The organism is Microvirga sp. M2 (assembly GCF_047497095.1).
Taxonomy (GTDB): Bacteria; Pseudomonadota; Alphaproteobacteria; order Rhizobiales; family Beijerinckiaceae; genus Microvirga.
On record NZ_CP134064.1, the window covers coordinates 944,375 to 970,435 of the forward strand.

Annotated in this window: 24 protein-coding genes, 1 pseudogene and 1 riboswitch; of the genes and pseudogenes, 16 read left to right on the plus strand and 9 right to left on the minus strand. The window is 62.9% G+C overall.

Annotation, left to right across the window (positions count from 1 at the left end; translation table 11 throughout):
- Positions 1 to 4: 4 nt before the first annotated feature.
- From RE429_RS23930 to RE429_RS23940, 3 genes are all read left to right on the plus strand, one after another.
- The gene (locus RE429_RS23930; protein WP_414475832.1) at positions 5 to 1,348 is read left to right on the plus strand and encodes an ATP-binding protein; all 1,344 of its coding nucleotides are present in this window, start codon (positions 5 to 7) and stop codon (positions 1,346 to 1,348) included.
- Between the two features lie 677 nt (positions 1,349 to 2,025).
- Complete coding sequence (locus tag RE429_RS23935; RefSeq protein ID WP_414475833.1) at positions 2,026 to 2,499, plus strand: VOC family protein; 474 nt, start codon at positions 2,026 to 2,028, stop codon at positions 2,497 to 2,499.
- 239 nt (positions 2,500 to 2,738) lie between these two features.
- On the plus strand, positions 2,739 to 3,092 hold the full coding sequence (locus RE429_RS23940; protein WP_414475834.1) for a winged helix-turn-helix domain-containing protein: 354 nt from the start codon (positions 2,739 to 2,741) through the stop codon (positions 3,090 to 3,092).
- Positions 3,093 to 3,102: 10 nt separating this feature from the next.
- Here RE429_RS23940 and modA read toward each other — a convergent pair whose 3' ends face one another.
- Complete coding sequence (modA, locus tag RE429_RS23945) at positions 3,103 to 3,921, minus strand: molybdate ABC transporter substrate-binding protein (RefSeq protein WP_414475835.1); 819 nt, start codon at positions 3,919 to 3,921, stop codon at positions 3,103 to 3,105.
- Between the two features lie 285 nt (positions 3,922 to 4,206).
- Here modA and RE429_RS23950 point away from each other — a divergent pair.
- From RE429_RS23950 to RE429_RS23960, 3 genes and pseudogenes are all read left to right on the plus strand, one after another.
- Positions 4,207 to 4,329 (plus strand): annotated as a pseudogene (locus RE429_RS23950) (TOBE domain-containing protein); the annotation flags it as partial.
- 11 nt (positions 4,330 to 4,340) lie between these two features.
- On the plus strand, positions 4,341 to 4,838 hold the full coding sequence (tsaA, locus tag RE429_RS23955; protein WP_414475837.1) for a tRNA (N6-threonylcarbamoyladenosine(37)-N6)-methyltransferase TrmO: 498 nt from the start codon (positions 4,341 to 4,343) through the stop codon (positions 4,836 to 4,838).
- Between the two features lie 361 nt (positions 4,839 to 5,199).
- A complete protein-coding gene (locus RE429_RS23960; RefSeq protein ID WP_414475838.1) occupies positions 5,200 to 6,465 on the plus strand; it encodes a polysaccharide lyase family 7 protein in 1,266 nt (421 codons plus the stop codon).
- 220 nt (positions 6,466 to 6,685) lie between these two features.
- Here the strand turns inward: RE429_RS23960 and RE429_RS23965 are convergent, their stop codons facing one another.
- The 4 genes from RE429_RS23965 to rfbD all read right to left on the minus strand — a co-directional run bounded on the left by RE429_RS23965 (position 6,686) and on the right by rfbD (position 9,991).
- Entirely contained in the window at positions 6,686 to 7,096 is a 411-nt protein-coding gene (locus tag RE429_RS23965; protein ID WP_414475839.1) for a hypothetical protein, read from the minus strand.
- Positions 7,097 to 7,473: 377 nt separating this feature from the next.
- On the minus strand, positions 7,474 to 7,635 hold the full coding sequence (locus RE429_RS23970) for a hypothetical protein (RefSeq protein WP_414475840.1): 162 nt from the start codon (positions 7,633 to 7,635) through the stop codon (positions 7,474 to 7,476).
- Between the two features lie 190 nt (positions 7,636 to 7,825).
- Positions 7,826 to 9,016 carry an O-succinylhomoserine sulfhydrylase gene (locus RE429_RS23975; RefSeq protein ID WP_414475841.1) on the minus strand — a complete coding sequence of 397 codons (1,191 nt, stop codon included), beginning with the start codon at positions 9,014 to 9,016 and terminating at the stop codon, positions 7,826 to 7,828.
- Between the two features lie 69 nt (positions 9,017 to 9,085).
- On the minus strand, positions 9,086 to 9,991 hold the full coding sequence (rfbD, locus tag RE429_RS23980) for a dTDP-4-dehydrorhamnose reductase (protein ID WP_414475843.1): 906 nt from the start codon (positions 9,989 to 9,991) through the stop codon (positions 9,086 to 9,088).
- A gap of 176 nt (positions 9,992 to 10,167) precedes the next feature.
- On the opposite strand from rfbD, the gene RE429_RS23985 reads away from it, so the two are divergent.
- Entirely contained in the window at positions 10,168 to 10,398 is a 231-nt protein-coding gene (locus RE429_RS23985) for a hypothetical protein (protein ID WP_414475844.1), read from the plus strand.
- A 141-nt stretch (positions 10,399 to 10,539) separates the two neighbouring features.
- On the plus strand, positions 10,540 to 11,841 hold the full coding sequence (locus RE429_RS23990; protein WP_414475845.1) for an MFS transporter: 1,302 nt from the start codon (positions 10,540 to 10,542) through the stop codon (positions 11,839 to 11,841).
- Here RE429_RS23990 and RE429_RS23995 read toward each other — a convergent pair.
- Positions 11,796 to 12,656 (minus strand): transglycosylase SLT domain-containing protein, encoded by an 861-nt coding sequence (locus RE429_RS23995; RefSeq protein WP_414475846.1) that lies wholly within the window; start codon positions 12,654 to 12,656, stop codon positions 11,796 to 11,798. The genes RE429_RS23990 and RE429_RS23995 overlap by 46 nt on opposite strands.
- A 709-nt stretch (positions 12,657 to 13,365) precedes the next feature.
- Positions 13,366 to 15,339, minus strand: a complete 1,974-nt coding sequence (locus tag RE429_RS24000; protein ID WP_414475847.1) for a TonB-dependent receptor plug domain-containing protein — start codon at positions 15,337 to 15,339, stop codon at positions 13,366 to 13,368.
- A 36-nt stretch (positions 15,340 to 15,375) separates the two neighbouring features.
- Positions 15,376 to 15,595, minus strand: a riboswitch (cobalamin riboswitch).
- A 15-nt stretch (positions 15,596 to 15,610) separates the two neighbouring features.
- On the opposite strand from RE429_RS24000, the gene RE429_RS24005 reads away from it, so the two are divergent.
- Positions 15,611 to 16,465 carry an ABC transporter substrate-binding protein gene (locus RE429_RS24005; RefSeq protein WP_414475848.1) on the plus strand — a complete coding sequence of 285 codons (855 nt, stop codon included), beginning with the start codon at positions 15,611 to 15,613 and terminating at the stop codon, positions 16,463 to 16,465.
- Positions 16,466 to 16,475: 10 nt separating this feature from the next.
- Here the strand turns inward: RE429_RS24005 and cobU are convergent, their stop codons facing one another.
- Positions 16,476 to 17,021 (minus strand): bifunctional adenosylcobinamide kinase/adenosylcobinamide-phosphate guanylyltransferase, encoded by a 546-nt coding sequence (gene cobU / locus RE429_RS24010; RefSeq protein WP_414475849.1) that lies wholly within the window; start codon positions 17,019 to 17,021, stop codon positions 16,476 to 16,478.
- A 197-nt stretch (positions 17,022 to 17,218) separates the two neighbouring features.
- On the minus strand, positions 17,219 to 18,610 hold the full coding sequence (locus RE429_RS24015; protein WP_414475850.1) for a sensor histidine kinase: 1,392 nt from the start codon (positions 18,608 to 18,610) through the stop codon (positions 17,219 to 17,221).
- A 252-nt stretch (positions 18,611 to 18,862) separates the two neighbouring features.
- Here RE429_RS24015 and RE429_RS24020 point away from each other — a divergent pair, with 252 nt between their 5' ends.
- From RE429_RS24020 to phoU, 7 genes are all read left to right on the plus strand, one after another.
- Positions 18,863 to 19,921: a lysylphosphatidylglycerol synthase domain-containing protein gene (locus RE429_RS24020; RefSeq protein WP_414475851.1), complete on the plus strand. Its 1,059-nt coding sequence runs from the start codon at positions 18,863 to 18,865 to the stop codon at positions 19,919 to 19,921.
- A gap of 155 nt (positions 19,922 to 20,076) precedes the next feature.
- On the plus strand, positions 20,077 to 21,384 hold the full coding sequence (locus RE429_RS24025; protein WP_414475852.1) for an ATP-binding protein: 1,308 nt from the start codon (positions 20,077 to 20,079) through the stop codon (positions 21,382 to 21,384).
- A gap of 169 nt (positions 21,385 to 21,553) precedes the next feature.
- Positions 21,554 to 22,588 carry a phosphate ABC transporter substrate-binding protein PstS gene (pstS, locus tag RE429_RS24030; protein ID WP_414475901.1) on the plus strand — a complete coding sequence of 345 codons (1,035 nt, stop codon included), beginning with the start codon at positions 21,554 to 21,556 and terminating at the stop codon, positions 22,586 to 22,588.
- A gap of 40 nt (positions 22,589 to 22,628) precedes the next feature.
- Positions 22,629 to 23,597 (plus strand): phosphate ABC transporter permease subunit PstC, encoded by a 969-nt coding sequence (gene pstC, locus RE429_RS24035; protein WP_414475853.1) that lies wholly within the window; start codon positions 22,629 to 22,631, stop codon positions 23,595 to 23,597.
- 11 nt (positions 23,598 to 23,608) lie between these two features.
- Positions 23,609 to 24,505, plus strand: coding sequence for a phosphate ABC transporter permease PstA (gene pstA / locus RE429_RS24040; protein WP_414475854.1), 897 nt, complete (start codon positions 23,609 to 23,611; stop codon positions 24,503 to 24,505).
- Positions 24,502 to 25,320 carry a phosphate ABC transporter ATP-binding protein PstB gene (gene pstB, locus RE429_RS24045; protein ID WP_414475855.1) on the plus strand — a complete coding sequence of 273 codons (819 nt, stop codon included), beginning with the start codon at positions 24,502 to 24,504 and terminating at the stop codon, positions 25,318 to 25,320. The genes pstA and pstB overlap by 4 nt, the downstream gene beginning before the upstream one ends.
- Positions 25,321 to 25,345: 25 nt before the next feature.
- On the plus strand, positions 25,346 to 26,059 hold the full coding sequence (gene phoU, locus RE429_RS24050) for a phosphate signaling complex protein PhoU (protein WP_414475856.1): 714 nt from the start codon (positions 25,346 to 25,348) through the stop codon (positions 26,057 to 26,059).
- Positions 26,060 to 26,061: the final 2 nt, after the last annotated feature.

The following is a 26,061-nucleotide window of genomic DNA, read 5'->3' on the forward strand; positions in this document are numbered from 1 at the left end:
GCAGATGCATTCCTTCCCGTGGTTCCCTATCGGCTGCGTGCTCCCTGACGCCCTGGAGGTGGGGCGTCTCATCCGGGAGGGATCAGGCTATCAGGTGCTGGCGAGCCGGAAGGATGCCCGCACTGCCCTTGTACTTAGACCGGACAGCCCAGCAGGGGCTGACCTGGCCAGGCAGCCGGCGCATGTCCGCCAGTTCTTCCGGGAGTTCGAGTACGGCGGAGAGACCTTCCTCATTGCATCGATCGCCTTGGGTGAAGAGGTGGTGACGCTGCGGGAACGGGTGAAGCGGGGGCCAGTCAACGATCCGGACGAGATCGAGGAGATCGCCTCCGCCACGGTGGATCTCCTGGAGCGCGAGCCGGACGCTGATCTCTCGTCTGCACTCATCCTCCCTGGTCGTGCGCTACTCTCCACGCTGAGCCGCAACGGCAGGGGAGGTTGCCGGGAAATGGCGGTGGCCCTCCTGACCGGAGGCGTTGCTCTGACCACCCTGTCGAAGGAAGAGATCCGCTCATTCAACGGCAGGGTCTCCGATCGGGAGATCGAACGTTTCCTGGCAGCCTTTGATGGTGAAGGCATCCAGGCGATGTCGGAAGAAAGGGTCCGTCCCTCGAAGGTGCCTATATCATTCTCTCTCCCCGGCCGGCCTGAGCTGGAGAGGTTTTTCAACGAGTACGTCATTGAGCCGAGTTCCGATCCGGAGCGCTACGAGGCTCTCGGCGTAAGGATGCCGAACGGCATCCTTCTCTACGGGCCGCCTGGATCCGGGAAGAGCCACACCGTCGATAAGCTCAGGCGCGCGCTTGGGTGGTCTGTCTTCGAGATCAACCTGGGTGCCGTTGGAAGCCCCTTTATCCACCAGACGAGTGTCGCACTCCGCAAGGTTTTCGACGAGGCCAAGGCCGCTTCACCCGCACTCATGGTGCTGGAGGAGATCGACGCCGTGGCCGCCGTCCGTGGACCTATGAGCCATGACCACAAGATCGAGGAGATCACCGAGTTCTTGAAGCTGGTTGAGAAGGCGTCCCAGAACGGGATCCTCGTCATTGCCACCACGAACCGCCGCGATGCGCTCGATCCCGCCATTCTTCGGCGCGGCCGCATCGATCATTCGATTGAGATCGGCTATCCAGGCGCGGACGAGGTTCAGCTGGCCATGAAGCATATGCTGGCAGACAGGTCCCATGCAGACATGCCGAACCTGCCCAACATCGCCGCGAAGTTGGCTGGACGCCCTATGAGCGATGTCGAGTGGGTGATGAACGAGGCGGCGCGGCGGACGGCCCAAGCCAGGAGAGATGAGATCACCGAGTTCGATCTTATTGCGGCCGTGGCTCGGCTGGGCTGAGGTGATCTAGAACGACCGCAGTTTCTGCGCCGACCTGCAAAATCCGATAAGGAGAGAGTATCGGACATTGCCCGATCCTCCGGAACATCTCGGGTTGACCCGAAGCCGACCCTCTGGCTCCCAATGAAGGCAGTATGATCCCGCGCTCTGGTCTTTTAAGATAAAACTCTCTGCTAGCGCGACCCTGAGGCATCTCACGACCGTTCGTCGCGCACGGCAGCCAGATGAGCTCACCCTGCATCTCACAGGGATTGCCGCTTAATCTGGCAGGGTAAGCGATAGAACGTTTCGCGACCGACGCTGGAATTCCGCACTCATGATATTTTGCGTGTGTTCTCCGGCACAGCCGGACGGCATATGAACGCTTATCGATGATCATGAGCGCGAATCCGCCTCGCACCCTCATCGGGACATGGCGGAGTTTCTGACAGGCCGGCATCACGATGAGCAAGAGCACACGATCCTCTGCATCCTCCCTCAGCCTGACCCCTGCGGAGTGGGGAGCCGTTGCCGTTCTCCTGACGTTCCTGGTCCTGTGGTTCGGCTCGGCCTTCGCCTGACCGCGCGTGATCGGGATGGCTCTCCTCGCAAGGGAGAAAGGCGGATTGCTAACGATTTCGGAAGAGCTTGGGCCGAGAATGGCCGGAGTGCCGGCTCTACGGCGAAAGGAACTCGCGATGGTCAAGAACACGATCTGCCTCTGGTACGACAAGGATGCCGAGACTGCCGCCCGCTTCTACGCGGAGATCTTTCCCGACAGTGCGGTGCATGCCGTGCACCGTGCGCCCGGTGACTACCCGTCCGGCAAGGAGGGTGACGTTCTGACCGTTGAGTTCACGGTTGCAGGCGTTGCCTGTCTCGGCCTCAACGGGGGCCCGACGTTCAGGCATAGCGAGGCCTTCTCGTTCCAGATCGCCACCGACGATCAGGCCGAGACCGACCGTTACTGGGATGCCATCGTGGGCAACGGCGGTCAGGAAAGTGCGTGCGGCTGGTGCAAGGACAAGTGGGGCATCTCCTGGCAGATCACGCCACGCGTTCTGACGGAGGCGCTGGCGGCTGGCGGCGATGAAGCCAAACGCGCGTTCGAGGCGATGATGGGCATGATGAAGATCGACGTTGCCGCGATCGAAGCGGCGCGGCGCGGCTGACGCTCCATTCCGGGTGGCGAGCCCTTCCTGCAGGCGAATCGGCAGCCGAGCGGCATTGCGCTGCCTCCCGAGGGCCCGCCGCATCCTCCGATAGCGGGAGGGACTATTCCGCCCTGATCTGCGAGCGGCGCCTGTCCCGTCAGCGGACCTCGATGGAGGAGTTCCGGTCCATCCGCTTGCTCCTGTCCGAACAATGCGGGTAAGTCACCTTCAGAGTGTGCTCAGGGCGGGAGAGAAGGGTGACGGCATATCCCCAGGCCAGGCTGCGGATTTACTTCGATGCGGAGACCATGCTCGGCCCCGGCAAGGCCGATCTGCTCCAGGGCATCCAGGAAACCGGCTCGATCGCCGCGGCCGGCCGGCGCATGGGGATGAGCTACAAGCGGGCCTGGACGCTCGTCGACACCCTCAACCACTATTTCCGCCAGCCGCTCGTGATCTCGTCCGCGGGAGGCAAGGCGGGCGGCGGCGCCAGCCTGACGCCGCTCGGGATCGAGGTTCTCGCCCGCTACCGCCGCATGCAGGAAGCCACCGATCGGGCCGTGGCCGAGGATGTCGCGCGCCTGTCCGAGCTGATCGCGGTTCAGGCCTGACGGCTCTGTCTCACGAATTGGGAGCGGGCTTGTTCAGGATGGTGAAGCCCTGCTTCTCGAAGGCGGGCCTGGCCCCGGATGAGCGAAGATAGGCTACGAAGCCCCCCGCATCGGGGTTGCTCGAGTCCTTCGTCACGGCGACCGGGTAGATGATCGGCGGGTGGCTGTCCTCCGGGAAGGTGCCCACGACGGTGACATTGGGATCCGACGCGGCGTCGGTCTGATACACGATGCCGAGCGGCGCCTCGCCGCGGGACACGAGCAGGAGTGCGCCCCGCACGTTGTCGGCCTGGGCGACCCGGTTCTTCACGCCGTCCCACGCTCCGAGCTTCTCCAGCGCGGCCTTACCGTACTTGCCCGCCGGCACCGCATCGATGTTGCCCATGGCGAGCCTGCCTGCGCCCAGCACGGCCGCGAGATCAAGACCCGGTCCGATCGCGATCGGCTTGGCTTCGTTCCTGGGCGCGACGAGCACGATCCTGTTGCCGAGCAAATTCACCCGGGTCTCAGGCCGGATCAGGTTTTTGTGGGCGAGATAGTCCATCCAGTCGAGATCGGCCGAGACGAAGGCATCGGCGGGGGCTCCGGCCTCGATCTGCTTGGCCAGGGTGTTGCTGGCGGCGTACGAGATCTTCGGGGCGGGCTTGCCGGTCTGCGTCACGAAGCCGGCCGACGCCTCATCGAGGGCATTCTTCAGGCTGGCGGCTGCGAAGATGACGAGTTCCTTGCCCTGCGCCTGCGCCGGACCGCAGATCGGCGCGGGGCCAAGCCCCAGACCAAGAAGCGCCGCACCGAGGAGCGACAATCCGAGACGATGGGCAATCCGCATGATATCAACCTCCCTGAGCGTTATGTTTCATTGGCTATAGCGCGGCGCGCATGACCATGGCAATGTCAGGCGCTCGTCCATCCCCGAGATTCGTCCATGATGTTCCATCTTGGTTCTGCTCTCGTCATCCTTGTGTTTCTGGCCAGTCCATGGGCCAGGGCGCAGAAGCGTCGCCTCACCGAGGTGGCCGGGCGGCGGGTAGAGCTTCCAGCCGAGATCAGCCGGGACTTCTCCCGGCGCTTCTATCACGTAGCCTTGAGTGACGCCCAATTGGGTGAGCTTTTGGATGGCACCATCGTGACCGCCTCGATCGCCAACGAGGCGGTCGATGAACTCGCACTCCAGGTCGGGGAGCAGGCCTATGCCGTGATCAAGGCCTCCGACGTGATGATCGCCATTGACAGGTGAGCGGAGCGACCATGGTCAGGGAAAATGAGATCAGGGCATCGGAGGTGGCAGTCGAGCTGCCGACATCCACCGATGCCGAGCTGATGTTCATCGGGCGGATCCGCACGCCATGGACCTTGCGGCTCGAATGCCCGCGTCAAGGCCGCCTCGATGGTCCGGTCTGCCGGATCGAACTCTTCGAGCCGTGGGCGGCAGGACTGTCCGGGATCGACGCCTACAAGCGTCTGGAGGTGCTCTATTGGCTCGACCGGTCGCGGCGCGACATCGTCCTTCAGAGCCCCCGCAACGACGGCACGACGCGTGGCGTGTTCTCGCTGCGATCCCCGGTCAGGCCCAACCCGATCGGAACCTCGGTCGTCGAACTGGTGGGGATCGAGGGAGCGACATTGCTGGTGCGTGGGCTCGATTGCCTCGACGGCACGCCGCTCATCGACCTCAAGCCCGACCGCTGCCTGTTCACGCCCCTGGCCCCGAAGCAGCCCGGCGACGATCAGGTCGGGGAGCCGTGAGGCGGAGGATCCGGGATGGCATCGTTCTGGCACGGTCTTGGCATTGGGCCTGCTGGCCTCCGCCTTCGACTGGCGCTCGTCGACCGTTATGGAACCAACGGCTCGGACAGGAGTGGCGGCACCTTAACAATAATTCATTAAGGTCACGATTTCGCCCCATTCTGTATGGAAAAGGATTTCGGTGTTTTATTGAGTAGTAACGTCCATTGCGGAAAGTAGAATTGTACATAACGTAATGGAATTTTCATTCACCATTGTATTGTTTGTACATTTTAGAGAATTTGCTTTCGATACAGTAAAATATACGTAATTCAATAGAAGCTCCCGGAGTGGAGTTCAGGGAATGCGTGGGGCAATACTCATGTCTTTGAATCCCGATGTCGCGCCCAGCGGCAATTTCAGCCTGTCCGATTGGAAGATCACTCTACCGGTCGACTCGTCAGGAAAGACCTCCGGCGAGGCATTGGAGGTTTCCGACCTGAGCGGTTATCAGAACGGCAAGTATTTCCATACGGGTTCCGACGGCGCGATGGTCTTCTATGCTCCGGTCGATGGCGCAACGACCAGCGGTTCATCCTATGCACGCTCCGAACTGCGCGAGATGAACGGCACGGCGAAAGCGGAGTGGAGTCTCAAGACCGGCGGCTTCATGAGCGCCACTCTCGAGGTCGATGCCGCACCGATGCGCGATGGCGAGGGCAGGAAGGTCGTGATCGGCCAGATCCACGGTCAGGATGACGAACTCGTCCGCCTCTACTGGCACGACAACACGTTGTATTTCGCCAATGATCAGTCGGGTGCCGACAGCAAGGAACATGACTTCACGTTCAAGGCCGACGACGGCACCACGCCGAACGTGTCGCTGAACGAGAAATTCTCGTACACGATCCATGCAAAGGGCAGCGTGCTCGACGTCGACATTCACGCCGACGGAAAGGTCTATCACTCGCACTCCACCATCAACGCGGTGTGGCAGTCGGACAGCTTCTACTTCAAGGCAGGCGCCTATCTGGGCGCCAACGAGTCGAACGGCTCAGGCTACGGCCAGACATCGTTCTATGCGCTCTCGTTCAACCACGACGGCAAGGTCACGACGCCGTCCACCCCCTCCACGCCCGGGCCGGCTCCTGAGCCAACGCCGAAGCCAAACCCGGACGCACCGACTCCGGGCCGTCCTGCGACGACCAAGACCATCGAAGGGTCGAACGGCAACAACTACGTGAAGGGCGCTTCGGGCAACGAGCTTTTGAAGGGCAACGCGGGCCGTGACGTGCTGTGGGGCAAGGCCGGAAGCGATGTGCTGACCGGCGGCAGCCACGAGGACGCATTCGTGTTCGATACCGCCATCGGCAAGGATGTCGACTACATCACGGACTTCAACGTGAAGGACGACTCGATCCGCCTCGACAACGCGATCTTCAGGAAACTGACCAAAACCGGATCCTTGTCGTCGAGCGTCGTCACGATCGGTGAGAAGGCCAAGGATTCAAACGACTACATTGTCTATAACAACAAGACCGGCGCGCTCTCCTACGACGCCGACGGATCGGGCGAGGGGGCTGCGGTCAGGTTTGCCGTCATTGAAAACAAGATGGCCCTGACGGCGGCCGATTTCTTCGTGATTTAACCGATGCCGATGGGAGGCGGTCCTCACATGAGACGAGACCCGGCTCCTTTCATGATCTTGCGTGGAATGCATGATCCGTTCGCCGCAGGATCGAACTTTCCAATATCACCAATTCGAATTTTATATGGATTGCGCATCGCCGTTTGATTTCAGAGCAGTCATCGTAGAACAGGCCCCGCCATCGTGCGGGGCCTTTTTCATGATTGCCCTTGGGCGGCTGCTATTCGGCGGCAGTCATCCGCATGGTGGGACCGGCCTCGACAACGGGAGCGGGGCGGAAGACGAAATAGGCGAATATCAACATCGCAGCCAGAATAACGAGCGATGCGATCGCCGCAATCGGATCGGCGGCGGTGTAGCCGAGATGGATGGCGGCGACGGCGACCGTGAGGACAACCGTGCCGACGGACCAAAGCACGACCTGGACCATTGCCGTTCGGCTCGCATTCAAGGCCGGGCGGCGCTCATAATAAATTCCGAACAAGAACAAGGACACCCAACCGAGGAGGTTCAGATGCGCGTGAGCCGGCATGATCGAGTGGTCTTGGGACGCCGCCATTCCGATGCCCATGGCCATTCCGGCGACGACAAAAAGAACGGCAAGCCTGAAGCTGAGTGACGATGCAGTCATGATAGTCCTCCTGACAAGTTCCCTGCTGAATTGCATGTTGTTGTTGTTCTGATCACAATCCCATCAATCGGACTGTGTGTAAAATCACATGGAAAGTTCGAACCGTTTCAAGTAAGGGTATTTCATATCCTGGCCGTTGATTTCGGCTGGAAACGGCCTTGCATTCAACAAGAAGGCGGCCTGCGGGAGCAGGCCGCCTTCGCCAAGGAATTTCACGGGCGTGAGCTGCGCTGCGCGACCCGATCGTCCCGCGCCCCTGAAGGTTTACCCTTGCGGCGCTTTTGCTTTTTCCAGGACGGTCTCATGCGGGCTTTTCCTGCCATGGCGTCTCCTCAGGCTGCGCGTCGATCGCATTGGTCGTCGCTTCGGGTCATGGCTCATCCTTTGTCCTGAACATCACGGTGCGCGCCTGTATTCATGCCCCGCCGGCTCTGCAGGGCGCGCTCGCAACGCTCCACGTGGTTCATCGCGCGCTGCTGCATCTGTTGCGGATCGTGGCAGGGATCGTCGACGTCCTGGTGGCAGAACTGACACTTCATGGCAGCCTCCTTGCTGATCGGGTGAGAGGCCAACGTGATGAGCCTGGCCATGTTCCGAAAGGTGATCCTTCTCGGGCTCGCGAACGCCGGTCTCAGGCGTGGAGATCGCCCGATGGGCGAAGGCCAAGATGCAGGAGCAGCGCGCACAGGGGCGTTACGACCGTGACGACAGGCACAAGCACTGTACCGGTCAGACGTTGTCGAGGGCGTTCCGCAGATCCGAGAGCAGATCGTCGCGATGCTCCAATCCCACCGAGAGCCGCACGAGGCCGTCCGAGATCCCCATCTCGGCGCGCAGTTCCGGCGCGAACCGCTGGTGGGTCGTGGTGGCCGGGTGAGTGACAAGGCTTTTTGCGTCGCCGAGGTTGTTCGAAATACGGATGAGCTGCAGTCCGTTCATGAAGCGGAAGGCGCCGTCCTTCCCGTCTCTCACGTCCAGCGCGATCATGGTCGAGGCCCCGCTCATCTGGCGGCGGATCAACTCGGCCTGGGGATGATCAGCGCGGCCCGGATAGGTGAGGCCCTGCAGCTTGGAATGATCGTGCAAGGCGTCGGCCAGGAAGGCCGCGTTGGCCGTCTGACGCTCCACCCTTAAGGACAGCGTTTCCAGGCCCTTGAGAAGAACCCATGCATTGAACGGTGAGATCGACGGGCCGGTCATGCGCAGAAACTGCTGGACCTTGCTCTCGATGAACGCCGTGGAGCCCAGAATGACGCCCCCCAGGCAGCGGCCCTGGCCGTCGATGTGCTTGGTGGCGGAATAGACGACGCAATCCGCACCGAGCGCCAGGGGCTTCTGGTAGAGCGGCGTGGCGAAGACGTTGTCGACGGTCAGCGTCGCTCCCGCCTCATGGGCGATCCGGGCCACGGCCGCGATGTCGATGATCTGCAGGCTGGGATTGGAGGGCGTTTCCAGGAGAAAGGCCTTCGTGTCCGGGCGGACGGCCTTGCGCCAAGCCTCGACGTCGGGGCCGTCGACCAGGGTGCAGGCGACCCCGAACCGGGGGAGGAAGTCCTCGACCACCCAGCGGCACGAGCCGAAGAGGCCCCGTGCCGCCACCACGTGGTCTCCGGCCTGAACCTGGCTCACCATCGCGGCGGTGACCGCCGCCATGCCGCTTGCCGTCGCGCGGGCGGTTTCGGCTCCCTCCAGAGAGGCCATGCGCTGCTCGAACATGTCGACGGTTGGATTGGAGTAGCGGCTGTAGCTGTAGCCCGGCTCCTCGTTCAGGAAACGGCGCTCGGCGCTCTCAGCGGTTTCATAGATGAAGCCCTGCGTGATGAACAGCGCCTCGGATGTCTCGCCGAAGGGGGTCCGCTCCTGACCTTCGTGAACGAGGCGGGTCTCAAGCCGATAATCGGAGTCACGACGTGTGTCCATGAGCCGATGCTATGTTCGTTCTTTTAAAAGAACAAATGTTTTTTTAGAGGAATGATCCCGCCTTTCGTCTCACGGTGATGAGCGGCCCGGGACCTCGCCGATCAGCCGCAGGAGGCAGGGCTCCAGGGAGGCGCGCCAGACGGGAAGGCGAATTCCGTGAATCGCTTCGAGCGTCGCGCAGTCCAAACGGGAGTTGCCGGGCCGCTTCGCCGGCGTGGGATAGTCGGCTGTCGACAGGGGGCGGACCCTGGCGAACGGACCGCCCAGGCGAGCCGACACGGCAAAGATCTCCGTGGCGAATTCGGCCCAGCTCGCAAAGCCGCTTCCGGCCATGTTGAAGACGCCGCGCAGCTTGCTCTCCCGAGGATTCTCAAGAAGATTTCTGGCCACTCCATAGATGCCGTCGGCGAGATCGAGGGCGCTCGTCGGAGAGCCGATCTGGTCGGCGACCACGCCGATCTCGTCCCGATCCGCCGCCAGTCGAAGCATGGTCCTGACGAAATTCCTGCCGAACGGGCTGTAGATCCAGGCCGTCCGCAGGATCACGTGATCGTCGGTCGCAGCGGCGACAGCCTTCTCTCCGAGGAGCTTGGAGCGGCCATATGCCCCCAGGGGATGGACGGCATCGTCCTCCCTGTAAGGGCGGGAAAGGGTGCCGTCGAAGACATAATCCGTCGAAAGCTGGATGAACGGCATGCCCATCGACCGGGCCGCGCCTGCGAGGGCGCCGGCGCCGATGGCGTTGACCGCCTCTGCCGCTCCCGGTTCCGCTTCAGCCTGATCGACAGCCGTGTAGGCCGCTGCATTCACGATCAGGTCGCCGCCTGCCCGCCGCAGAATGTCCTCGATTGCCGATGGTTCGGCGAGGTCCAGCTCGGGCCGTCCGAGCAGAAGGGTCTCGGCCCGATGCGAGGAGGCGCGCTCCGCCATGGCACGGGCGACTTGCCCTTCCCTGCCGATTACGATGATATGCATGGGCATTCAAGGCTCCCTGCCAGGGACGGGCACCTGGATTCGTGAAAGGCGCTGCCCGGTTCCGCTTCAGGATCCGGTGCCTTCCTTTGTTGCTGCGCCGCAATATCACACTCCCGTCACGGTTTGTCTGCAAAGTGCGATTCGTGATGGCAACGAGGATGACCATGGAGGAGGGCATGTACGCTTACAACCTGTTCCGCAGTACGCAGCAGGACGGCCTTGTCTGTGCGGTTCCGGAAGAGCGTTCGGTGCCCGCCTTCGTCACCGGGCCGCAATGGCAGTTCGGTGGGCGCCTCGACATGGGCGAGCTTCCGCTTGGCTTCGACAGGCAGGCCGCCATGACCGGGGTCCGGTTCAACGGGTATTATCTGTTCGCGAGCTTTTCCAAAAACGCGATGCACCTGTAAGCCCATGGCATCGGTTGTAGCGATGTAGACGGAAGTTTGAGTCATCCGGGCGGATCGGGGCTTGATCTTGCAGGGTGTCTGCTCTCTCTTTGTTGACGCGGTGTTGGCGCGGTGCCCGCCGCTGCCTTGCCCTGCGTGATCGTGAATTCTTCCCTCGCTCTGATCTGGACCATTACGGTCGCCACCACGTTGCTGCAGGCCGGTAATGGCTTGCTCCAAGCTGTCATGCCGTTGCGCATGCAGGCCGAAGGCCTTTCGGTCTCCGCGATCGGCATCGTGGCGGCGGGGTACGGCCTCGGCTTCTCGACCGGCTGCCTCCTGGCTCCGGCCTTCATCCGCCATGTCGGCTACATCCGGGCTTTCGCGAGCCTAGCCGCCCTGGTCGCCGTGCTGGTGCTGGCGATGACGCAGGCCCATTCCACGCCGGCCTGGGTGATTTTACGTGCGCTGACGGGCGTGACGCTGGCCTGCATCTTCACCGTGACGGACGGTTGGATCAGCGCGCGTGCTTCATCGAGCCATCGCGGGCGAATTCTCTCGTTTTATATGATCGCCACCAAGATCGCCCTGATGCTGTCGCCGCTCGGCATCGGCTTCGGGGATATCGGGACCGATGGATTGTTCATGGCCGTGAGTGCCGTGATATCGCTGTCCCTGCTTCCGATTGCCGCCACGAGCACGAAGGAGCCGCCGGCGCCGGTCGGCGTGAAGATCGACGTCCGGTATCTTTTCGCCCTCGCGCCCTCGGCCGTCGTGGGCTCCTTCGTGGTGGGCCTCGTCAACGGGCCGGTGATCGCCATCACGCCGGTTTTCGGCGTGAGTATCGGTCTGAGCCAGGAGCGGGCCGCGGCGCTTCTGTTCGCACTCCAGGCCGGAAGTCTCGTGCTGCAATGGCCGCTCGGCTGGCTCTCCGACCGGGCAGACCGGCGTTATATCATCGCAGGGCTGGCGGCGGGCACGAGCCTGATCTCGATGCTCATCCTCTTCGCGAGCGCGCACGGGGCGCAGGACATGATCCTGTGGAGCTTCGCCGCCTGGGGCGGCCTGGCGCTCTGCATCTATTCCGTCTGCGTGGCCCATGCCTGCGACATCGTCGAGCCCGGCCGCATCGTCTCCACGGTCGGCACGCTTCTCTTCGCATGGGCGGCGGGCGTGACCGTCGGCCCCCTGTTCGGTGCCGTCGCCATGGAGCTGCTGGGGCCTGATGGCCTTTTCATTTATGCGGCGGCCGCCTCGCTGGGACTCGTGGTCTTCATCATCCTGCGCATCGTCCGGGTTCAGCGTGCGCCGGTGATGGGCGGCTTCGTGGTCGCTTCCACCAACTCCGCTGCCCCCACGGTGGTGGCCCGGACGGAGGTTGCCGCGAGCGATCAGGCAGAGGACAGCGCAGGGCCGGATCAGAACTCGACTTCCGCGGTGACGCGGGAAGAAACATCCTCATAGCGGTTCAGGCGCTTGTCGATCATCGTATCGATCTTGCCGTAGACCTCGGACACGCTGAGCTGCCGGGTCTTCTTGCCGTCCTTGGCATAAAAGAGCGACTTGTTGGATTGGGCCGCTTTGGGGAACGCGCTCTTCGCGCTCTTCTTCGGCGTGTCGTCCACGAGGGCGATGAACTTGCTCGCGCTGTCCACCCCGAAGAAGTGCGAGAGATAGAATTCCGAGCGGCTGAGCTTTCGGCCGAGTTTCGCCTCGATCTTCGTCTTGTCGCGCTTCATCATCTCGGCGGCCATGAGGGCCGAGATGTAGGGATTGCGGCGCAGGCCAAGAACGTATTCGCGCTTGGCTTCGTCGGATATCGTGAGCTTCCCGTCCTGCCTCCCGATCGACGAGGCTTCCATGATCAGTCCGTATTTTGCGCCGAACGATTGCACGGCTTCGAGCCACGTGCTCGTGATGAACTGGAAAAGGCCGACAGCGGACGAGGTCGAGGCTTTGTTGCCAGGAAGAAAGCTCGATTCCTTGTCGGCGAGCGCCATCATGTAAACGGGATCGGCGCCGGTGATTTCCGATGCGCGGAGGATCGTGTCGACGATCCAGCGCGGAACGCGCATCTCCTCGAAATCCACGTACTCTACAGGGGTCGGGTCAACGTCATTCCCCACATCGCCTTCCGCAGCGGGCGGATTGGTGAGTGGCATCGAAGTGATGAAAAGCTCCTGCAATCGGGCATAGGTGAGCGTCTCTGCAGGATCGACCGGAGTGACGGTTTCGAGTGGGTCGGCCGTGGCGATCTGCGCGGCCGGCCGAGGCGCCACGTCGAAGGGGCCCGCATCCTGGTCCTGCGAAGGTGCTGCGAGAGCCTGTGAGGCTCCCGTCCCTGCGGCCGCGCAGGGACCTAGGCCCGCACTCACGACGACGATGAGCAGAGCATAGCGGGTACAAAAGGTAGAAAGGCTCCGGAGCGCATCGCGCGCCTGTAGCCCGATAAAAGCACTGTCTTTGTGACGAAACACCGATGACTGGCATGCGCGGTGAAGCGCTGTCAGAGCAACCTGCATTCGAAAAAGCCCCCACAGGATTGACTGCTTCTCCGCAAAACGGGTGTGCAGCCCTTCTTCATTGACGAGGGCGAGTATGTGATAGGGGGATATGTCCAGAATAGGTCAGCTTGACCTTTCGCTAGGCAAATGTTCCGGATCGCGACAAACCGTCACCTCTCGTTTTGAGGAGTAAGCTCTCTAAACAAAGGGGTTTTCAGGCTTCACCGTCCGGTTCCACACGAATGTCGGGACAGGTTGTCGCAAGGTCAGTCGCAAGCTCGTTCGTAGGAGCCCTGACGCTCGAAATGGGTCATGGTCGGAGCCCGGCGGCTGCAAAATTGCACGCAATTGCCACAATTCCCGCAGCGCAAAGGCCCGGCGCTTCGAGCGTCGAACGCAAAAGTGGGAACCGGTTTTGCGTGGAAAGACGCTCAAGATCAAAATGTCAGAGCGCCGGGCCTTTGTTATCCGCCATTCGCGGCGCTTACCACGTTGCCCGCAAGCCGGCGTAGAAGGAGCGACCGGCCGTGCCGTAATCGTAGACCTCCTGATAGCGCGCATCGGTGAGATTTTCCGCGCGGGCATAGACGCTGAAGGTGTCGCTGATCCTGTAATCGGCATAGACATCGAAACGCGCATAGGGCGCGAGTTCGTACCTCTCTCCGGGAGAGGAGAAGCGACTTTCCACAAGCACGACGGAGGGTTCGATCGAGAGCCCGGGCATGGGCGTGATGATCAGGCCGAGACGGCCCTGGTGCTGCGGACGGCGCGCAAGGCGCAGGTCCGTGTCCTCATCGAAGGCCTCGAGATAGGTATAGTTCGCCTTCATGCGAAGCCAGGCGGGAACGACCTCCACATCGGCCGAGAGTTCCACGCCGCTGGTGCGGGCCCGGTTCACATTGATGAAGCAGCCATAGATCTGCTCCGGGCGGCAGCTTTCCGCCATCCCGTAGGCGATGAGGTTTCGGAAGCGGTTGGCGAAGAACGTTGCCGAAATCAGCACACGGTCGTCCGCGAGGCGTTGATCGACGCCCATATCGAAGCCGATGGAGCGCTCCGATTCCAGATCGGCCGTGCCGGAGAACGGATCGAACTGCTGGTACAGGGTTGGCGCCTTCGCGCCCGTGCCGACGCTGGCCCGCAACTTGGTGCCGGAGTCCGGAATGTCGTATGCCGCCGTTGCGCGCCATGTTCCGAAGGTGTCTCCTCCCTCTACAGCGTCGACGCGACCGCCCAGCGAGAGATGAAGATTCTCGATGAGACTGAACTGGTGGAGCGCATAGAGCGAGCGCGTCGTCTGTGATGCATCGACATTGTTGTATGTCGGCGTCTCGAACGGGAGAACATTGCGCGTCGTGGAAACCAGTGTCTCTTCCTCGACCTTGGCGCCCAGCGTCAGCAGGCCGAGCGCTCCGAGCTTCAGATCGCCCTGGTATTCCGCCGACAGGCGGCCGCCCTGGTATCCGTATTCATCCCAATAGAGGCTCGGCAAGGCATATGAGCCGATCAGACGGTAATCGCGATCCGTGCGGCTGCCGGAAACGAGAAGGCTGTTCTTGAGAATGCCGTCGAACGCATTCTGCGTCAGACGCGCGTGACCTTCGTAGAGACGCTGCTGCGTCGAGGAGGGGCCATCGGGCAACGCATCGAAGCCGGCATCGTTGTCGAGATCGGCCTTGTTGTGGCTCGTATAGCCTCCGATCTCGAATTCCGCGTTCGGCGAAAGAGCGACCGCGACACGTCCCGCCGCGCCCAGGCGCCGGGCGCCGTCGGCCTCGAGAGGGGAGGTGAGCGCGTCTTCGATACGGCCGATCCGGTAGCCGTAGCGCGAGAAGCCCAGCGTGTCGAAGCCTGTCGTCGAGAACGCGTAGGAGATGGGGCCTTCGCTGCCTGAAACCGCGGCCCGTCCGGCTTTGGTGCCATAGCTGCCGCCCTCCACGCCGACGCTGAAACGCGGCGCGCCCTTGCCCTTGCGCGTAATGATGTTGATCACGCCGCCAATCGCATCGGAGCCGTAGATCGCGGATTGCGGGCCGCGCAGGACTTCGATCCGCTCGATATCGACGGCGGAAAGATTGGAGAAGTCGAACTCGCCGGCATCGGAGGAGGGATCGTTCACGCGGATACCGTCGATCAGGACAAGCGTCTGCCCGGCATCGGCGCCGCGAATGCGAACCGTCGTCGTCCCGCCGGGGCCGCCGGTCTCGACGACGGTGACGCCCGGCACACGGCGCAGGACATCGGCAGGATTCTTCGGAGATTCTTTTTCGATGTCCTCGCCGGGGATCACCGAAATCGCGCTGCCGGCCCGCGAGATGGCGAGGGGTGAGCGCGTGGCCGTGACCACGAAGTCGGGCTCAGGAATGGGATCGGCGAACGTCTGCGCCCGGGCGGCGTCCAGCGAAATGACACATAACGAAACGGATGCCGCGAAGAAGCGGCGCAAAGGCACGACCATGAAGACCTCCTGCTCGCCCCGCCGGCAAGCAATACGGGTTGCGTTCTCGACGCCGGCCGGTCTCCTGGCTTGCGGGTCATCGCGAGCAATCCGCCTTCCCAATTCCTCTTGAGCTTGTCGCGCCCGAGGGTTCGGTGGCATGAAGGATTGCCGCTTACCGCTCACAGTTGCGGGGGCAGCCACGGATTAGGACAAGGTCCGCACCGTGTTCCCGTTTCACCTCACGATGTGAGGCACCAACGTCGGATCCTTCCTTACGAGCTTGTCCGTCATGCCGCAACTGCGCCTCGATCGGTTTTCCAGATGGATGTGGCCTATCTGCATCGCCTTTGCTTTGGGGGGCGCGGCAGAGGCGCAGCAGCGACCCCGGCATGTGGTCTCTCTCAATCTCTGCACGGACGAGATGCTGCTGGCCTTCGCGGATCGGGGACAGATCGCTTCTCTGAGCCATCTCGTCATGGATCCTAAGGTCTCGGTCATGGTCGAACAGGCCAGGGGCATTCCCCTCAATGACGGGCAGGCGGAGACGATCCTGTTCAGCCGTCCGGATCTCGTGCTGTCAGGGACCTACGGTCGACACAACCAGGCCGCGCTCCTCAAGGCCCAGGGGCTGAAGGTTCTGCCTCTCGGGCCGTGGACGAGCCTGAAGGAGGGGCAGGAGCAGATCCGCACGATGGCGCGCGCATTGGGGCATCCCGAGCGCGGCGAGGACCTGATCGTCGAGATCGAAGCCGCGCTTTCCCGTACGAAGGGCATCGTCAAGGGCAAGCCCAGCATCCTTGTCTATGACCGGGGCGGGTGGGTTTCCCCGGCGGATTCCCCCATGAACGAGCTCTTGCGGCACATGGGGTTCCGGCTTCATCAGGAGGTCTTGGGAGCGCCCTATGGCGGTGTGGCCCGTCTCGAATCCATCGTGACGTCTCCACCCGATTATCTCGTCGTCGACGAGGATGCCGGGAGCGCCGTGGATAACGGAACGGCAATCTTCTCTCACCCGGCCCTCATGAATGCCTTGCCGCCCAAGCGCCGCTTGGTGGTGCCGGGCAAGTTCGCGCTCTGTGGCGGACCTTCGACGCCTGCGCTCATCGACGCATTGGCGGCGGAGGTCCAGGCGAAGGTGCGTTGAAAGGGCCGGCTCAGGCGAGGCGCAGGTTCAAAGGAGGGGCCGGCTTGAGGAGGACCGGGCACCCGGCGGCGACGAGAATGGCGGCATCGCATGCCGCCGCGACCCGCTGATTGAGCCGGCCCTGCTCGTCGCGAAAGGCGCGGCCGAGAGCGGTCGCGGGGACAATTCCCTGGCCGACCTCGTTCGAGACGAGGAGAAGTGGACCTTTCAGCGCTTTCAGTTCATCGACCAGTGCGTCGATCTCATGCCCGGCATTGCGTCCGTCCAGCATGATGTTGGAGAGCCACAGGGTCAGGCAGTCGACGAGCACGACACGATCGGGCGCGGCCGTCGCGCGAATGGCCGAAACGAGGTCGAGCGGTGCCTCCTCCACCTGCCAGGACGAATCGCGCTCTGATCGATGATGCGCGATGCGCTCCCGCATTTCGTCGTCGAAGGCTTGCGCCGTCGCGACGAGAACGCGGGCGGTCGAGGCCGCCTCGGCCCATTGCTGGGCGAGCTGGCTCTTGCCCGAGCGTGCGCCGCCCAGGACGAGGACAGAGCGGTGAGGGGTCATGTGCGTTTCCGGAGGGTGCAGGGCTTGATCGCGATCCGGCATCGGACGTGACATCGAACCCATATCCGATGCATCAAGTTTCTGGTGTCGAGCATCTTTTCACGCAAAGCCGGCGCCCACTTTTGCGTTCGATGCTCCCACTATAGATCAGCGCATCGTTTGAGCGAAAAACCGGGTCCACTTTTTCGCACGATGCTCTAGCCCGTCAGGCGATTGAGAGGAAGGGTCATGTGGACGCGCAGGCCTTCGCGCAGCCATTCCTGCTCCAGCGTGCCGCCGAGCTGACCCGCGATGCTTCTCTGGGAGAGCTGCGTGCCGAAACCTTCGAAATCCGGCTTGCTCTCGACCGCGGGGCCGCCGCCCTCGGTCCAGTAGAGATCGACCATTTCGTTGTGAATGGTCCATCGGATCGACAAATGGCCGTCCGGGTTCGAAAGGCAGCCGTATTTGGCGGCATTCGTGGCCAGTTCATGCAGCACCAGCGCAAGACTCGTCGTGGTGTTGGAGCCCACACGAACGCCCGGTCCTTGAATATCGACCCGGTCGGAGCCGGATTGACGATAAGGCTCGAGCACGGCTTCGCACAATCGGGCGAGATCGACGTCCGCCCCCGATCCTTGTGCGATGGAGGAGGCAGGCTGTACGAGCTCGTGAGCCCGCGAGAGCGCGCTCAGGCGGCCGCGGAGCGCGGTCGCCATCTCCTTCGGATCTTTGGCCGTGCGCGCAGTCATCGAGACCATGCCGTTGGCGATGGCGAACAGGTTCTTGACGCGATGGTTCAACTCACGCGTGAGGAGCTGCTGGGCCTCCTCGAAAGCGTGCCGTTCGGTGATGTCGCTGACCACGCCGGAGAGAATCACGGCATGGGGTTTGTCCCCGTCGACCGCGAAGAAGGCCTGCCCGACCGAGCGGAACCAGCGGAGTTTCCCGTCGGGCAGGATCGCCCGGTACTCGCTCTCGTAATGTCCGTCCGATTGCGGGTCGCAGGCCTTCGCGATACGGGCCTGCACCTCATCCCGATCATCGGGGTGAATCATGTCGATGACCTGGCCCAAGGGAAGGTTGAGCGATCCGTCATGCAGGATCCGATAGAGAGCGCAGGTGCCCTCGTCCCAGAGAACCTGCTTCTTCTCCAGATCGATCTGCCATGTGCCGAGATCGGCCGCCTCGAGGGCCAAGCGATAGCGGGTCTCCAGCCTACGGACGGCTTCCTCCGCCCTCTTCTGGGCATCGATATTGGTGCTGGTGCCGAACCAGCGCATCGTATCGCCGGAAAGGGCCTGGATCGGAACGGCGCGGCTGAGGACCCATTCGTAACGGCCCGCGGCGTTACGGATCCGGTATTCCCATTCATAGGGCGCCCCGGTCTCGATCGATCGCAGCCATTGCACCCGAACCTCGGGCATGTCCTTGGGGTGCACCGCGTTGAGCCAGCCATCTCCCTCGGACTGCTCGGGGGTCAGACCCGTGAATTCATGCCAGCGGCGGTTAAAATAATCGTGTGACCCATCGGCACGGGCCGACCAGACGAGCTGGGGCAAGGATTCCGCCAGAACGGCAAACTGATTCTCCGTTGCATTGAAATCCACTCGGGTCTCCCTGGGGGCGCGACTTGCCGCCTGTTCTCCTGCCAAAGGGAACTTCATTGTTGAAGGCCTTTTTGATGCTGACAACCTAAATCGTGCTCAATTTGTGATTTTAATGGCGAAAGAGTAGCCCCTGAGGGGAGAAAGGACTAAGAAGCCGCCCGTATCTGGCGCTCCGCAGCCGGAGCGCATAGATGCAGGACAGCCCTTGAACCCTGAAGCGGCATCCGACGCCGAGGCTGGTTGAACCCTTTCATGAACGATATGAGCCCCAATCCGGTTGCCCCGCCGGACATCGCATCTGCCGACGCCTTGCATCCCAAGGAGCGCCGCTCGCGTCGCTTCGCCTGGATCGGCATGGCCGCCAGCGTCATCCTGTTCGGGGCATCCCTTGTCGTTCTTTGGCATATCGTCTCTGAAATCGACGTGAACGAACTGAAGGCCGCCTTCACGGCGGCGAGCCTGCGCCAGATCGGCCTGGCGATCCTTTTCACCACCATCAGCTACAGCCTTCTGACCTGCTATGACGCCATCGCGCTGAGGCAACTCAAGCTCAAGATCCCGTATCGCACCACCGCGATGGCCTCCTTCACGTCCTATGCGGTGAGCTTCACCCTGGGTTTTCCCCTGCTCACGGCGGGCACGGTCCGCTACTGGCTCTATTCTCCCAAGGGGGTCAGTCCGGGACGGGTGGCAAGCCTGACGGTGATCACCGGCGTGACCTTCTGGCTCGGCATGGCCCTGGTCCTGGCCACGAGCATGATCCGGCAGGCGGACGAGCTGGCGAGCCTCGTCTATACCCATATCTGGGTCAATCAGCTGATCGGCCTCGCCGCAGCCGTGTTCGTCGCGGGCTATCTGGTCTGGGTATCGTTCAAACGCCGGATCGTCCGGATCCAGGGGTGGAAGCTCGAGCTTCCGGGCCTGCGCCTGTCCCTGGCCCAGATCCTGATCGGCGCCTGCGACGTCTGCGCCGGGGCCGGGGTGCTCTTCATCCTTCTGCCCGGAGGACACGGCCTCGGCTTCGAGACTTTCCTCGCGGTCTATATTTTCGCCGTCATGCTGGGCGTGGCGAGCCATGCGCCCGGCGGCCTCGGCGTCTTCGAGGCCACGATCCTCCTGGCGCTCTCGAGCTATCCCCGCGAGCCGGTGCTGGGTGCGCTCCTGCTCTATCGCCTGTGCTATTATCTCGTTCCCTTCGTCGTGGCCCTGGCCCTCCTGGGCGCCTACGAAGTCCGCAACCGCCTCCGGTCGTCGCGAGGGGCGTTCAAGCCCGACGAGGAGCTTGCCGAGGAGGGATCGGCCGGGAGGTGACTCTCGGGAAATGACTCTTCGGAGCGCGCGTCCTCGCATCAAACGATGCGCTCATCTCAGAAGGGAGCATCGGATCGATCCCAAAAATGCAAGTCCACTTTCCGGCCCGATGCTGTAGAACCTGACGCGACATCCAGCCGGGGCCCTGCAACATCATGACGGACACCAGTGAGATCAGGCCGGACGGCGGCCCGCCCCACGCGGCAGCTTTGCGCGTGGCGGCCTTCCGAGGCGCCGCCCTGACGAGCCTGGTCCTGAGTGCGGTCGCGCTCTGGCGTGGCTACGGCGACGGCTGGTTCGTCGCCGGGGTTCTCGGGGCCCTCATGCTCAGCGCTGCCGCGGGCGGGTTGCCCCGCAAGCCATTGGGACAAGCGCTGCAGCCGCGTCCACGGTCTCCCGCCCACAGCACCATGGCCGAGGCCGTGCTGGCCCACATCCCGGACCCGGTGATCCTGATCGACAGGCGTGCCGTGGTCCTCGAGGCCAACAAGGCAGCCTACGGGCTGCTGCCGGGTCTGAAGGTCGGTCATCCGTTGTCGTTTGCCCTCCGCAGCCCCGATGTGCTCGACGGAATCGAGGAGGTCCTCGAGACGGGCGCTCCGTTACGGGTCGAATATTCCGAACGGGTTCCGACGGAACGGGCCTTCGAGGTCCATATCGGGCCCTTGCGGCCGGAGGCCACGGATGTCGGGGTTCGGCCTGGCGTCGTCCTGTTTTTCCGCGATCTCACCTCGGCGAGGCTGCTCGAGGTCATGCGGACGGATTTCGTGGCCAATGCCAGCCATGAGCTCAGGACCCCCCTGGCGTCCCTCCTGGGCTTTATCGAAACCCTCCAGGGGCCGGCCCGGGAGGATGCCAAGGCGAGAGAGCGCTTCCTCGAAATCATGCGTGTCCAGGCCCAGCGCATGAAACGGCTGATCGACGATCTCCTGTCCCTCTCGCGCATCGAGATGCGGGCCCATGTCTCGCCGACGCAAACCGTCGATCTCGGATCCCTCGTCGCCCCGATGGTCGAGACGTTTTCCCCGGCCGCGAAGGCGAAGGGCGTGGTGATCCGAACGACCCTGCCGGCGCAGCCGGTTCACGTCTTCGGCGATCGGGACGAGCTTTTGCGCGTGATCGAGAACCTGATCGAGAACGCCGTGAAATACGGCGAAAGCGGCGGCGCCGTCGACATTGCCATCGAGAGCGCCCAGGCCGATGCGGGCCGTCAGGACCGTTGCGCGATCCTGTCGGTGCGGGATTACGGGCCCGGGATCCCTCCGGAGCATCTGCCGCGCCTGACGGAACGGTTCTACCGGGTCGACGCGGCCCAGAGCAGGGACAAGGGCGGCACGGGCTTGGGATTGGCCATCGTCAAGCATATCGTCCACCGCCATCGCGGCGAGCTCGACATTGCCAGCGAGCCGGGGCAGGGCGCCTGTTTCACGGTCAAGCTTCCTGAGGCCCCAACCTTCGGTTGAGGTTAGATTCCGGGCCTTCGCCGGGGATCCTTTCGGGGTGTCATTTATTTGTCATCCAACCGTCGTAGAGCCGACATGCGTCGGGCCTAGCTGTCCATTCGCGCGGCCCGGAAGCGGTCCTCGAACTGCCTGCCGCGCTTGTATGAACAGGAGATTTACCGTGAAGATCATGTCCTTCGCCATGGCAGCCGGCCTAGCCTTCGCGAGCCTTTCGACTGCGGCGTCCGCTGCCGACATCACCGGCGCAGGCGCGACTTTCCCCTTCCCGGTCTATTCGAAATGGGCTGAAGCCTACAAGAAAGAGACCGGCAACGGCATGAACTATCAATCGATCGGATCCGGCGGCGGAATCAAGCAGATCCAGGCGAAGACCGTCGATTTCGGCGCCACGGACGCCCCGATGAAGGGGGCCGATCTCGAGAAGAACGATCTCGTTCAGTTCCCGACCGTGATGGGCGCCGTCGTTCCGGTGGTGAACATCCAGGGCATTCAGGCCGGTCAGATCAAGCTGACGGGACAGGTTCTGGCCGACATTTTCCAGGGCAAGATCGCCAAGTGGAACGATCCCAAGATCGCCGAGCTGAACGCGGGCGTGAATCTTCCCAGCGCCAACATCACCCCGGTCTACCGTTCCGACTCCTCCGGCACGACCAGCGTGTTCAGCACCTACCTCTCCCAAGTGTCCGAGGGTTGGAAGTCGGAGCTCGGCGCCGGCACCACCATCAACTGGCCCGTCGGCCAGGGCGGCAAGGGCAATGAAGGCGTGGCCGCGACCGTGAAGCAGGTTCCGAACTCCATCGGTTACGTGGAATTCGCCTACGCCAAGCAGAACAACATTCCCTACACCCTTCTGCAGAACCAGGCGGGCAAGTATCCCCAGCCGGAGATCAAGTCCTTTCAGGCCGCCGCTGCGAGCGCCAACTGGTCGTCGGCTCCCGGCTTCGGCATCTCGCTGACCAACCAGGCCGGCGACGACGCTTGGCCGATCACGAACCCCACCTTCATCCTGGTCCACAAGACCGCGGAGAAGCCCGAGCAGACCGCCGAGGTTCTGAAGTTCTTCGACTGGGCCTACAAGAACGGCGGCAAGCTCGCTTCCGACCTTGACTACGTGCCGCTTCCCGACAACGTCGTCGAGCAGATCCGCACGTCCTGGGCGAACGACATCAAGGCCGCCTCGGGTCAGCCGGTCTATAAGAAGTAAAGTTAACGGCTGCCTTTGGCTGCCGAGAGGAGTAAGGCGGATGGCTGTTGTGTCTGGTAAGATTGCCGTATCGAGCATGCCGACCGTCCGCCGCTCCTCATCGACCTTCGACCAGGGCTTCCGCTGGGCCAGCTACGGCTCCGCCCTGGTCGTTCTTGCCGTTCTCGCCGGAATCATCGGCACGATGATCTATGGCGGGTGGCCCGCCTTCCGGGAGTTCGGCTTCGGGTTCATCACATCGAGCGCCTGGAATGTCGGCCAGGACCAGTACGGGGCCTGGGTCGCCATCTCCGGCACTCTCACGTCGGCCCTCATCGCCCTCGCCATCGGCGTGCCGGTTTCCATCGGCATCGCGGTCTTCCTCACTCAGCTGTGCCCACCCTGGCTTCGCCGCCCGGTATCGACCGTGATCGAGCTCCTGGCCGCCGTGCCCAGCATCATCTACGGCATGTGGGGCCTCTTCGTCTTCGCTCCGCTCTTTGCGAAATATGTCCAGATTCCCTTGAACTCCATCGTCGAGGGCATGCCGATCCTAGGCACTGTCCTGTATGCCCGCGTTCCGTCCGGCGTCGGCATGCTGACGGCGGGAATCATCCTCGCGATCATGATCATTCCCTTCATCGCCTCGATCACGCGCGACATCCTCGATCAGATCCCGACCGTGCTGCGCGAAAGCGCCTACGGAATCGGCTGCACGACGTGGGAAGTGGTGCGCTACGTTCTGCTTCCCCAGGCGGGCGTCAGCATCATCGGCGCGGTCATGCTGGGCCTCGGCCGCGCTCTCGGCGAGACGATGGCGGTCACTTTCGTGATCGGCAACGCAAATCGCCTGTCGCTGTCGCTTTTCGATCCAAGCTCGACCATCGCGTCCCGCATCGCCAATGAGTTCAACGAGGCGGCCGGGATGCAGATGAACGCCCTGCTCGCGCTGGGATGCATTCTGTTCGTGGTCACGTTCATCGTTCTGGCACTCGCGCGTCTTCTGATCGCACGTGTGAAGACGCGCTAAGGGGACGTCCGATGGATACCGCTCTCTTCAAGAATGCCGAGACGGCCTCTCCTGCTCCCTGGGGACGCGTTCGGCGCGGCCGTTACTTTGCCGACCGCGCGCTGAAGATCATCTGCACGCTCTTCACGCTTCTGGGAGCTTTCGTGCTCGGGTGGATCTTGCTGATGCTGCTGGTGGAAGGCATCGGGGGGCTTTCTCCAGCGGTCTTCACGGAAACCACGCCGGGACCCGGTACGGAGGGGGGCGGCATTGCCAATGCCATCGTCGGCAGCCTGATCCTGACGCTCCTCGGCATCGTCGTTGCAACGCCCATCGGCGTGCTCGCGGGAACCTATCTTGCCGAATACGGCAAGGACTCGAAGCTCGCCACTGTGATCCGCTTCGTCAACGACATCCTGCTGGCGGCTCCCAGCATCCTCATCGGCCTTTTCGTCTACATGCTGATGGTGCAGCCCATGGGGGGCTATTCCGGATGGGCCGGAGGCGTGGCGCTCGCGATCATCGCGGTTCCCGTAATCGTGCGCTCGACCGAGGACATGCTGCGGCTCGTGCCGGGCTCTCTTCGCGAGGCAGGAGCAGCGCTGGGCGCACCCATGTCGACGGTGATCGTCAAGATCAGCTGGAAGGCCGCGCGGGCCGGCATGGTCACCGGCGTGATCCTGGCCACGGCACGCATCGCGGGCGAGACCGCGCCGCTGCTGTTCACGGCGCTCAACAACACCTTCTGGTTCAGCCCGAGCCTGATGGGCGGCGTCTCCAACCTGCCCGTGACGATCTACCAGTTCGCGCTGGCGCCGTATCAGAACTGGCGCGAGCTCGCCTGGGCCGGCGCCCTCATCATCACCCTGTCCATCCTGGCGCTCTCCATCGTGGCGCGCCTGCTCTTCAAGAAGGATAAAGTCCGATGAGCACGATTGCCGTCAACGCGAGCAGCGCCATCGGGAATGCGGCTGCAGCCGATGCCAATGCTTCGGTCCGCATCGCCGTCAGGAATCTCGATTTCTACTATGGCGATTTTCGCAGCCTGAAAGACATCTCGCTCGACTTCTACGACCGGCAGGTGACGGCGCTCATAGGCCCTTCGGGATGCGGAAAGTCCACGTTGCTGCGGACCTTCAACCGCATCTACAGCCTCTATCCCGAGCAGCGCGCGGAAGGTCAGATCCTGCTCGACGGGCAGAATGTCCTGTCTCCGTCCATCGACGTCAACGAGCTGCGGGCCCGTGTCGGCATGGTGTTCCAGAAGCCGACCCCGTTCCCCATGTCGATCTACGACAACATCGCCTTCGGGATCCGCCTTTACGAGAAGCTGCCGAAGAGCGAGCTCGATGGCCGCGTGGAGGGAGCCCTGCGCAAGGCAGCCCTCTGGGACGAGGTGAAGGACAAGCTGCGCCAGTCCGGCATGGGACTCTCCGGCGGCCAGCAGCAGCGTCTTTGCATCGCGCGCGCCATCGCGCAGCGCCCCGAAGTGATCCTGCTCGATGAGCCGACCTCCGCGCTGGACCCGATTTCCACCGGCAAGATCGAGGAGCTGATCGAGCAGCTCCGCTCGGAATTCACCATCGTCATCGTCACCCACAACATGCAGCAGGCGGCGCGGATCTCCCAGTTCACGGCCTTCATGTATCTGGGCGAACTCGTGGAGTTCGGTCCGACGACCAAGATGTTCATGAACCCGTCGAAGAAACAGACTCAGGATTACATCACGGGCCGCTTCGGCTGACCGAAGCGCCTCAAGGAGGCATCTCATGGCGGAGCATATCGTCAGCTCCTACGACAACGACCTGCAGGCTCTGCGGCGCCGCATCACCGAGATGGGCGGCATCGCCGAGAAAATGCTCGTGGATTCGATCAGCGCGCTCGTGCGTCACGACACGGCTCTGGCTCAGACCGTCATCGCCTCGGACAAGCGCCTCGATCTGCTTCAGCGCGAGATCGAGGAGAGCGCCATCCTCACCATTGCCCGCCGTCAGCCGCTGGCGGTCGATCTGCGCGAGACCATCTCGGCGATCCGGGTTTCCGGGGATGTGGAGCGCATCGGCGATCTGGCCAAGAACATCGCCAAGCGTGCGCTTGCCATCGGTGGCGACTTCCAGCCGCAGAAGATCGTTCTCGGCCTCCAGCACATGAGCGATCTGGTGCTGGGTCAGCTCAAGGACGTACTCGACGCGTATGCACAGCAGGACACGGCGCGGGCCCTCGACGTCTGGAAGCGCGATGGCGCCATCGATGCGCTCTATACCTCGCTCTTCCGCGAGCTTCTGACCTACATGATGGAAGACCCCCGCAACATCTCCTTCTGCACGCATCTCCTGTTCTGTGCCAAGAATATCGAGCGGATCGGCGATCACACCACCAACATCGCCGAGACGGTTCATTATCTCGTAACGGGCGAGACCCTGGCCATCGAACGTCCCAAGAACGACCGGTCGATCGATGCGAGCACCGAGGCGGGAGCCTGACG

Bases quoted from the DNA above. Each gene is read 5' to 3' on its own strand.
- RE429_RS23930 (WP_414475832.1), top strand. From the start codon at position 5: ATGCATTCCTTCCCGTGGTTCCCTATCGGCTGCGTGCTCCCTGACGCC.
- RE429_RS23935 (WP_414475833.1), top strand. From the start codon at position 2,026: ATGGTCAAGAACACGATCTGCCTCTGGTACGACAAGGATGCCGAGACT.
- modA (WP_414475835.1), bottom strand. From the start codon at position 3,921: ATGCGGATTGCCCATCGTCTCGGATTGTCGCTCCTCGGTGCGGCGCTT.
- tsaA (WP_414475837.1), top strand. From the start codon at position 4,341: ATGGTCAGGGAAAATGAGATCAGGGCATCGGAGGTGGCAGTCGAGCTG.
- RE429_RS23960 (WP_414475838.1), top strand. From the start codon at position 5,200: ATGTCTTTGAATCCCGATGTCGCGCCCAGCGGCAATTTCAGCCTGTCC.
- RE429_RS23965 (WP_414475839.1), bottom strand. From the start codon at position 7,096: ATGACTGCATCGTCACTCAGCTTCAGGCTTGCCGTTCTTTTTGTCGTC.
- RE429_RS23970 (WP_414475840.1), bottom strand. From the start codon at position 7,635: ATGAAGTGTCAGTTCTGCCACCAGGACGTCGACGATCCCTGCCACGAT.
- RE429_RS23975 (WP_414475841.1), bottom strand. From the start codon at position 9,016: ATGGACACACGTCGTGACTCCGATTATCGGCTTGAGACCCGCCTCGTT.
- rfbD (WP_414475843.1), bottom strand. From the start codon at position 9,991: ATGCATATCATCGTAATCGGCAGGGAAGGGCAAGTCGCCCGTGCCATG.
- RE429_RS23985 (WP_414475844.1), top strand. From the start codon at position 10,168: ATGTACGCTTACAACCTGTTCCGCAGTACGCAGCAGGACGGCCTTGTC.
- RE429_RS24000 (WP_414475847.1), bottom strand. From the start codon at position 15,339: ATGGTCGTGCCTTTGCGCCGCTTCTTCGCGGCATCCGTTTCGTTATGT.
- RE429_RS24005 (WP_414475848.1), top strand. From the start codon at position 15,611: ATGCCGCAACTGCGCCTCGATCGGTTTTCCAGATGGATGTGGCCTATC.
- cobU (WP_414475849.1), bottom strand. From the start codon at position 17,021: ATGACCCCTCACCGCTCTGTCCTCGTCCTGGGCGGCGCACGCTCGGGC.
- RE429_RS24020 (WP_414475851.1), top strand. From the start codon at position 18,863: ATGAACGATATGAGCCCCAATCCGGTTGCCCCGCCGGACATCGCATCT.
- RE429_RS24025 (WP_414475852.1), top strand. From the start codon at position 20,077: ATGACGGACACCAGTGAGATCAGGCCGGACGGCGGCCCGCCCCACGCG.
- pstS (WP_414475901.1), top strand. From the start codon at position 21,554: ATGTCCTTCGCCATGGCAGCCGGCCTAGCCTTCGCGAGCCTTTCGACT.
- pstC (WP_414475853.1), top strand. From the start codon at position 22,629: ATGGCTGTTGTGTCTGGTAAGATTGCCGTATCGAGCATGCCGACCGTC.
- pstA (WP_414475854.1), top strand. From the start codon at position 23,609: ATGGATACCGCTCTCTTCAAGAATGCCGAGACGGCCTCTCCTGCTCCC.
- pstB (WP_414475855.1), top strand. From the start codon at position 24,502: ATGAGCACGATTGCCGTCAACGCGAGCAGCGCCATCGGGAATGCGGCT.
- phoU (WP_414475856.1), top strand. From the start codon at position 25,346: ATGGCGGAGCATATCGTCAGCTCCTACGACAACGACCTGCAGGCTCTG.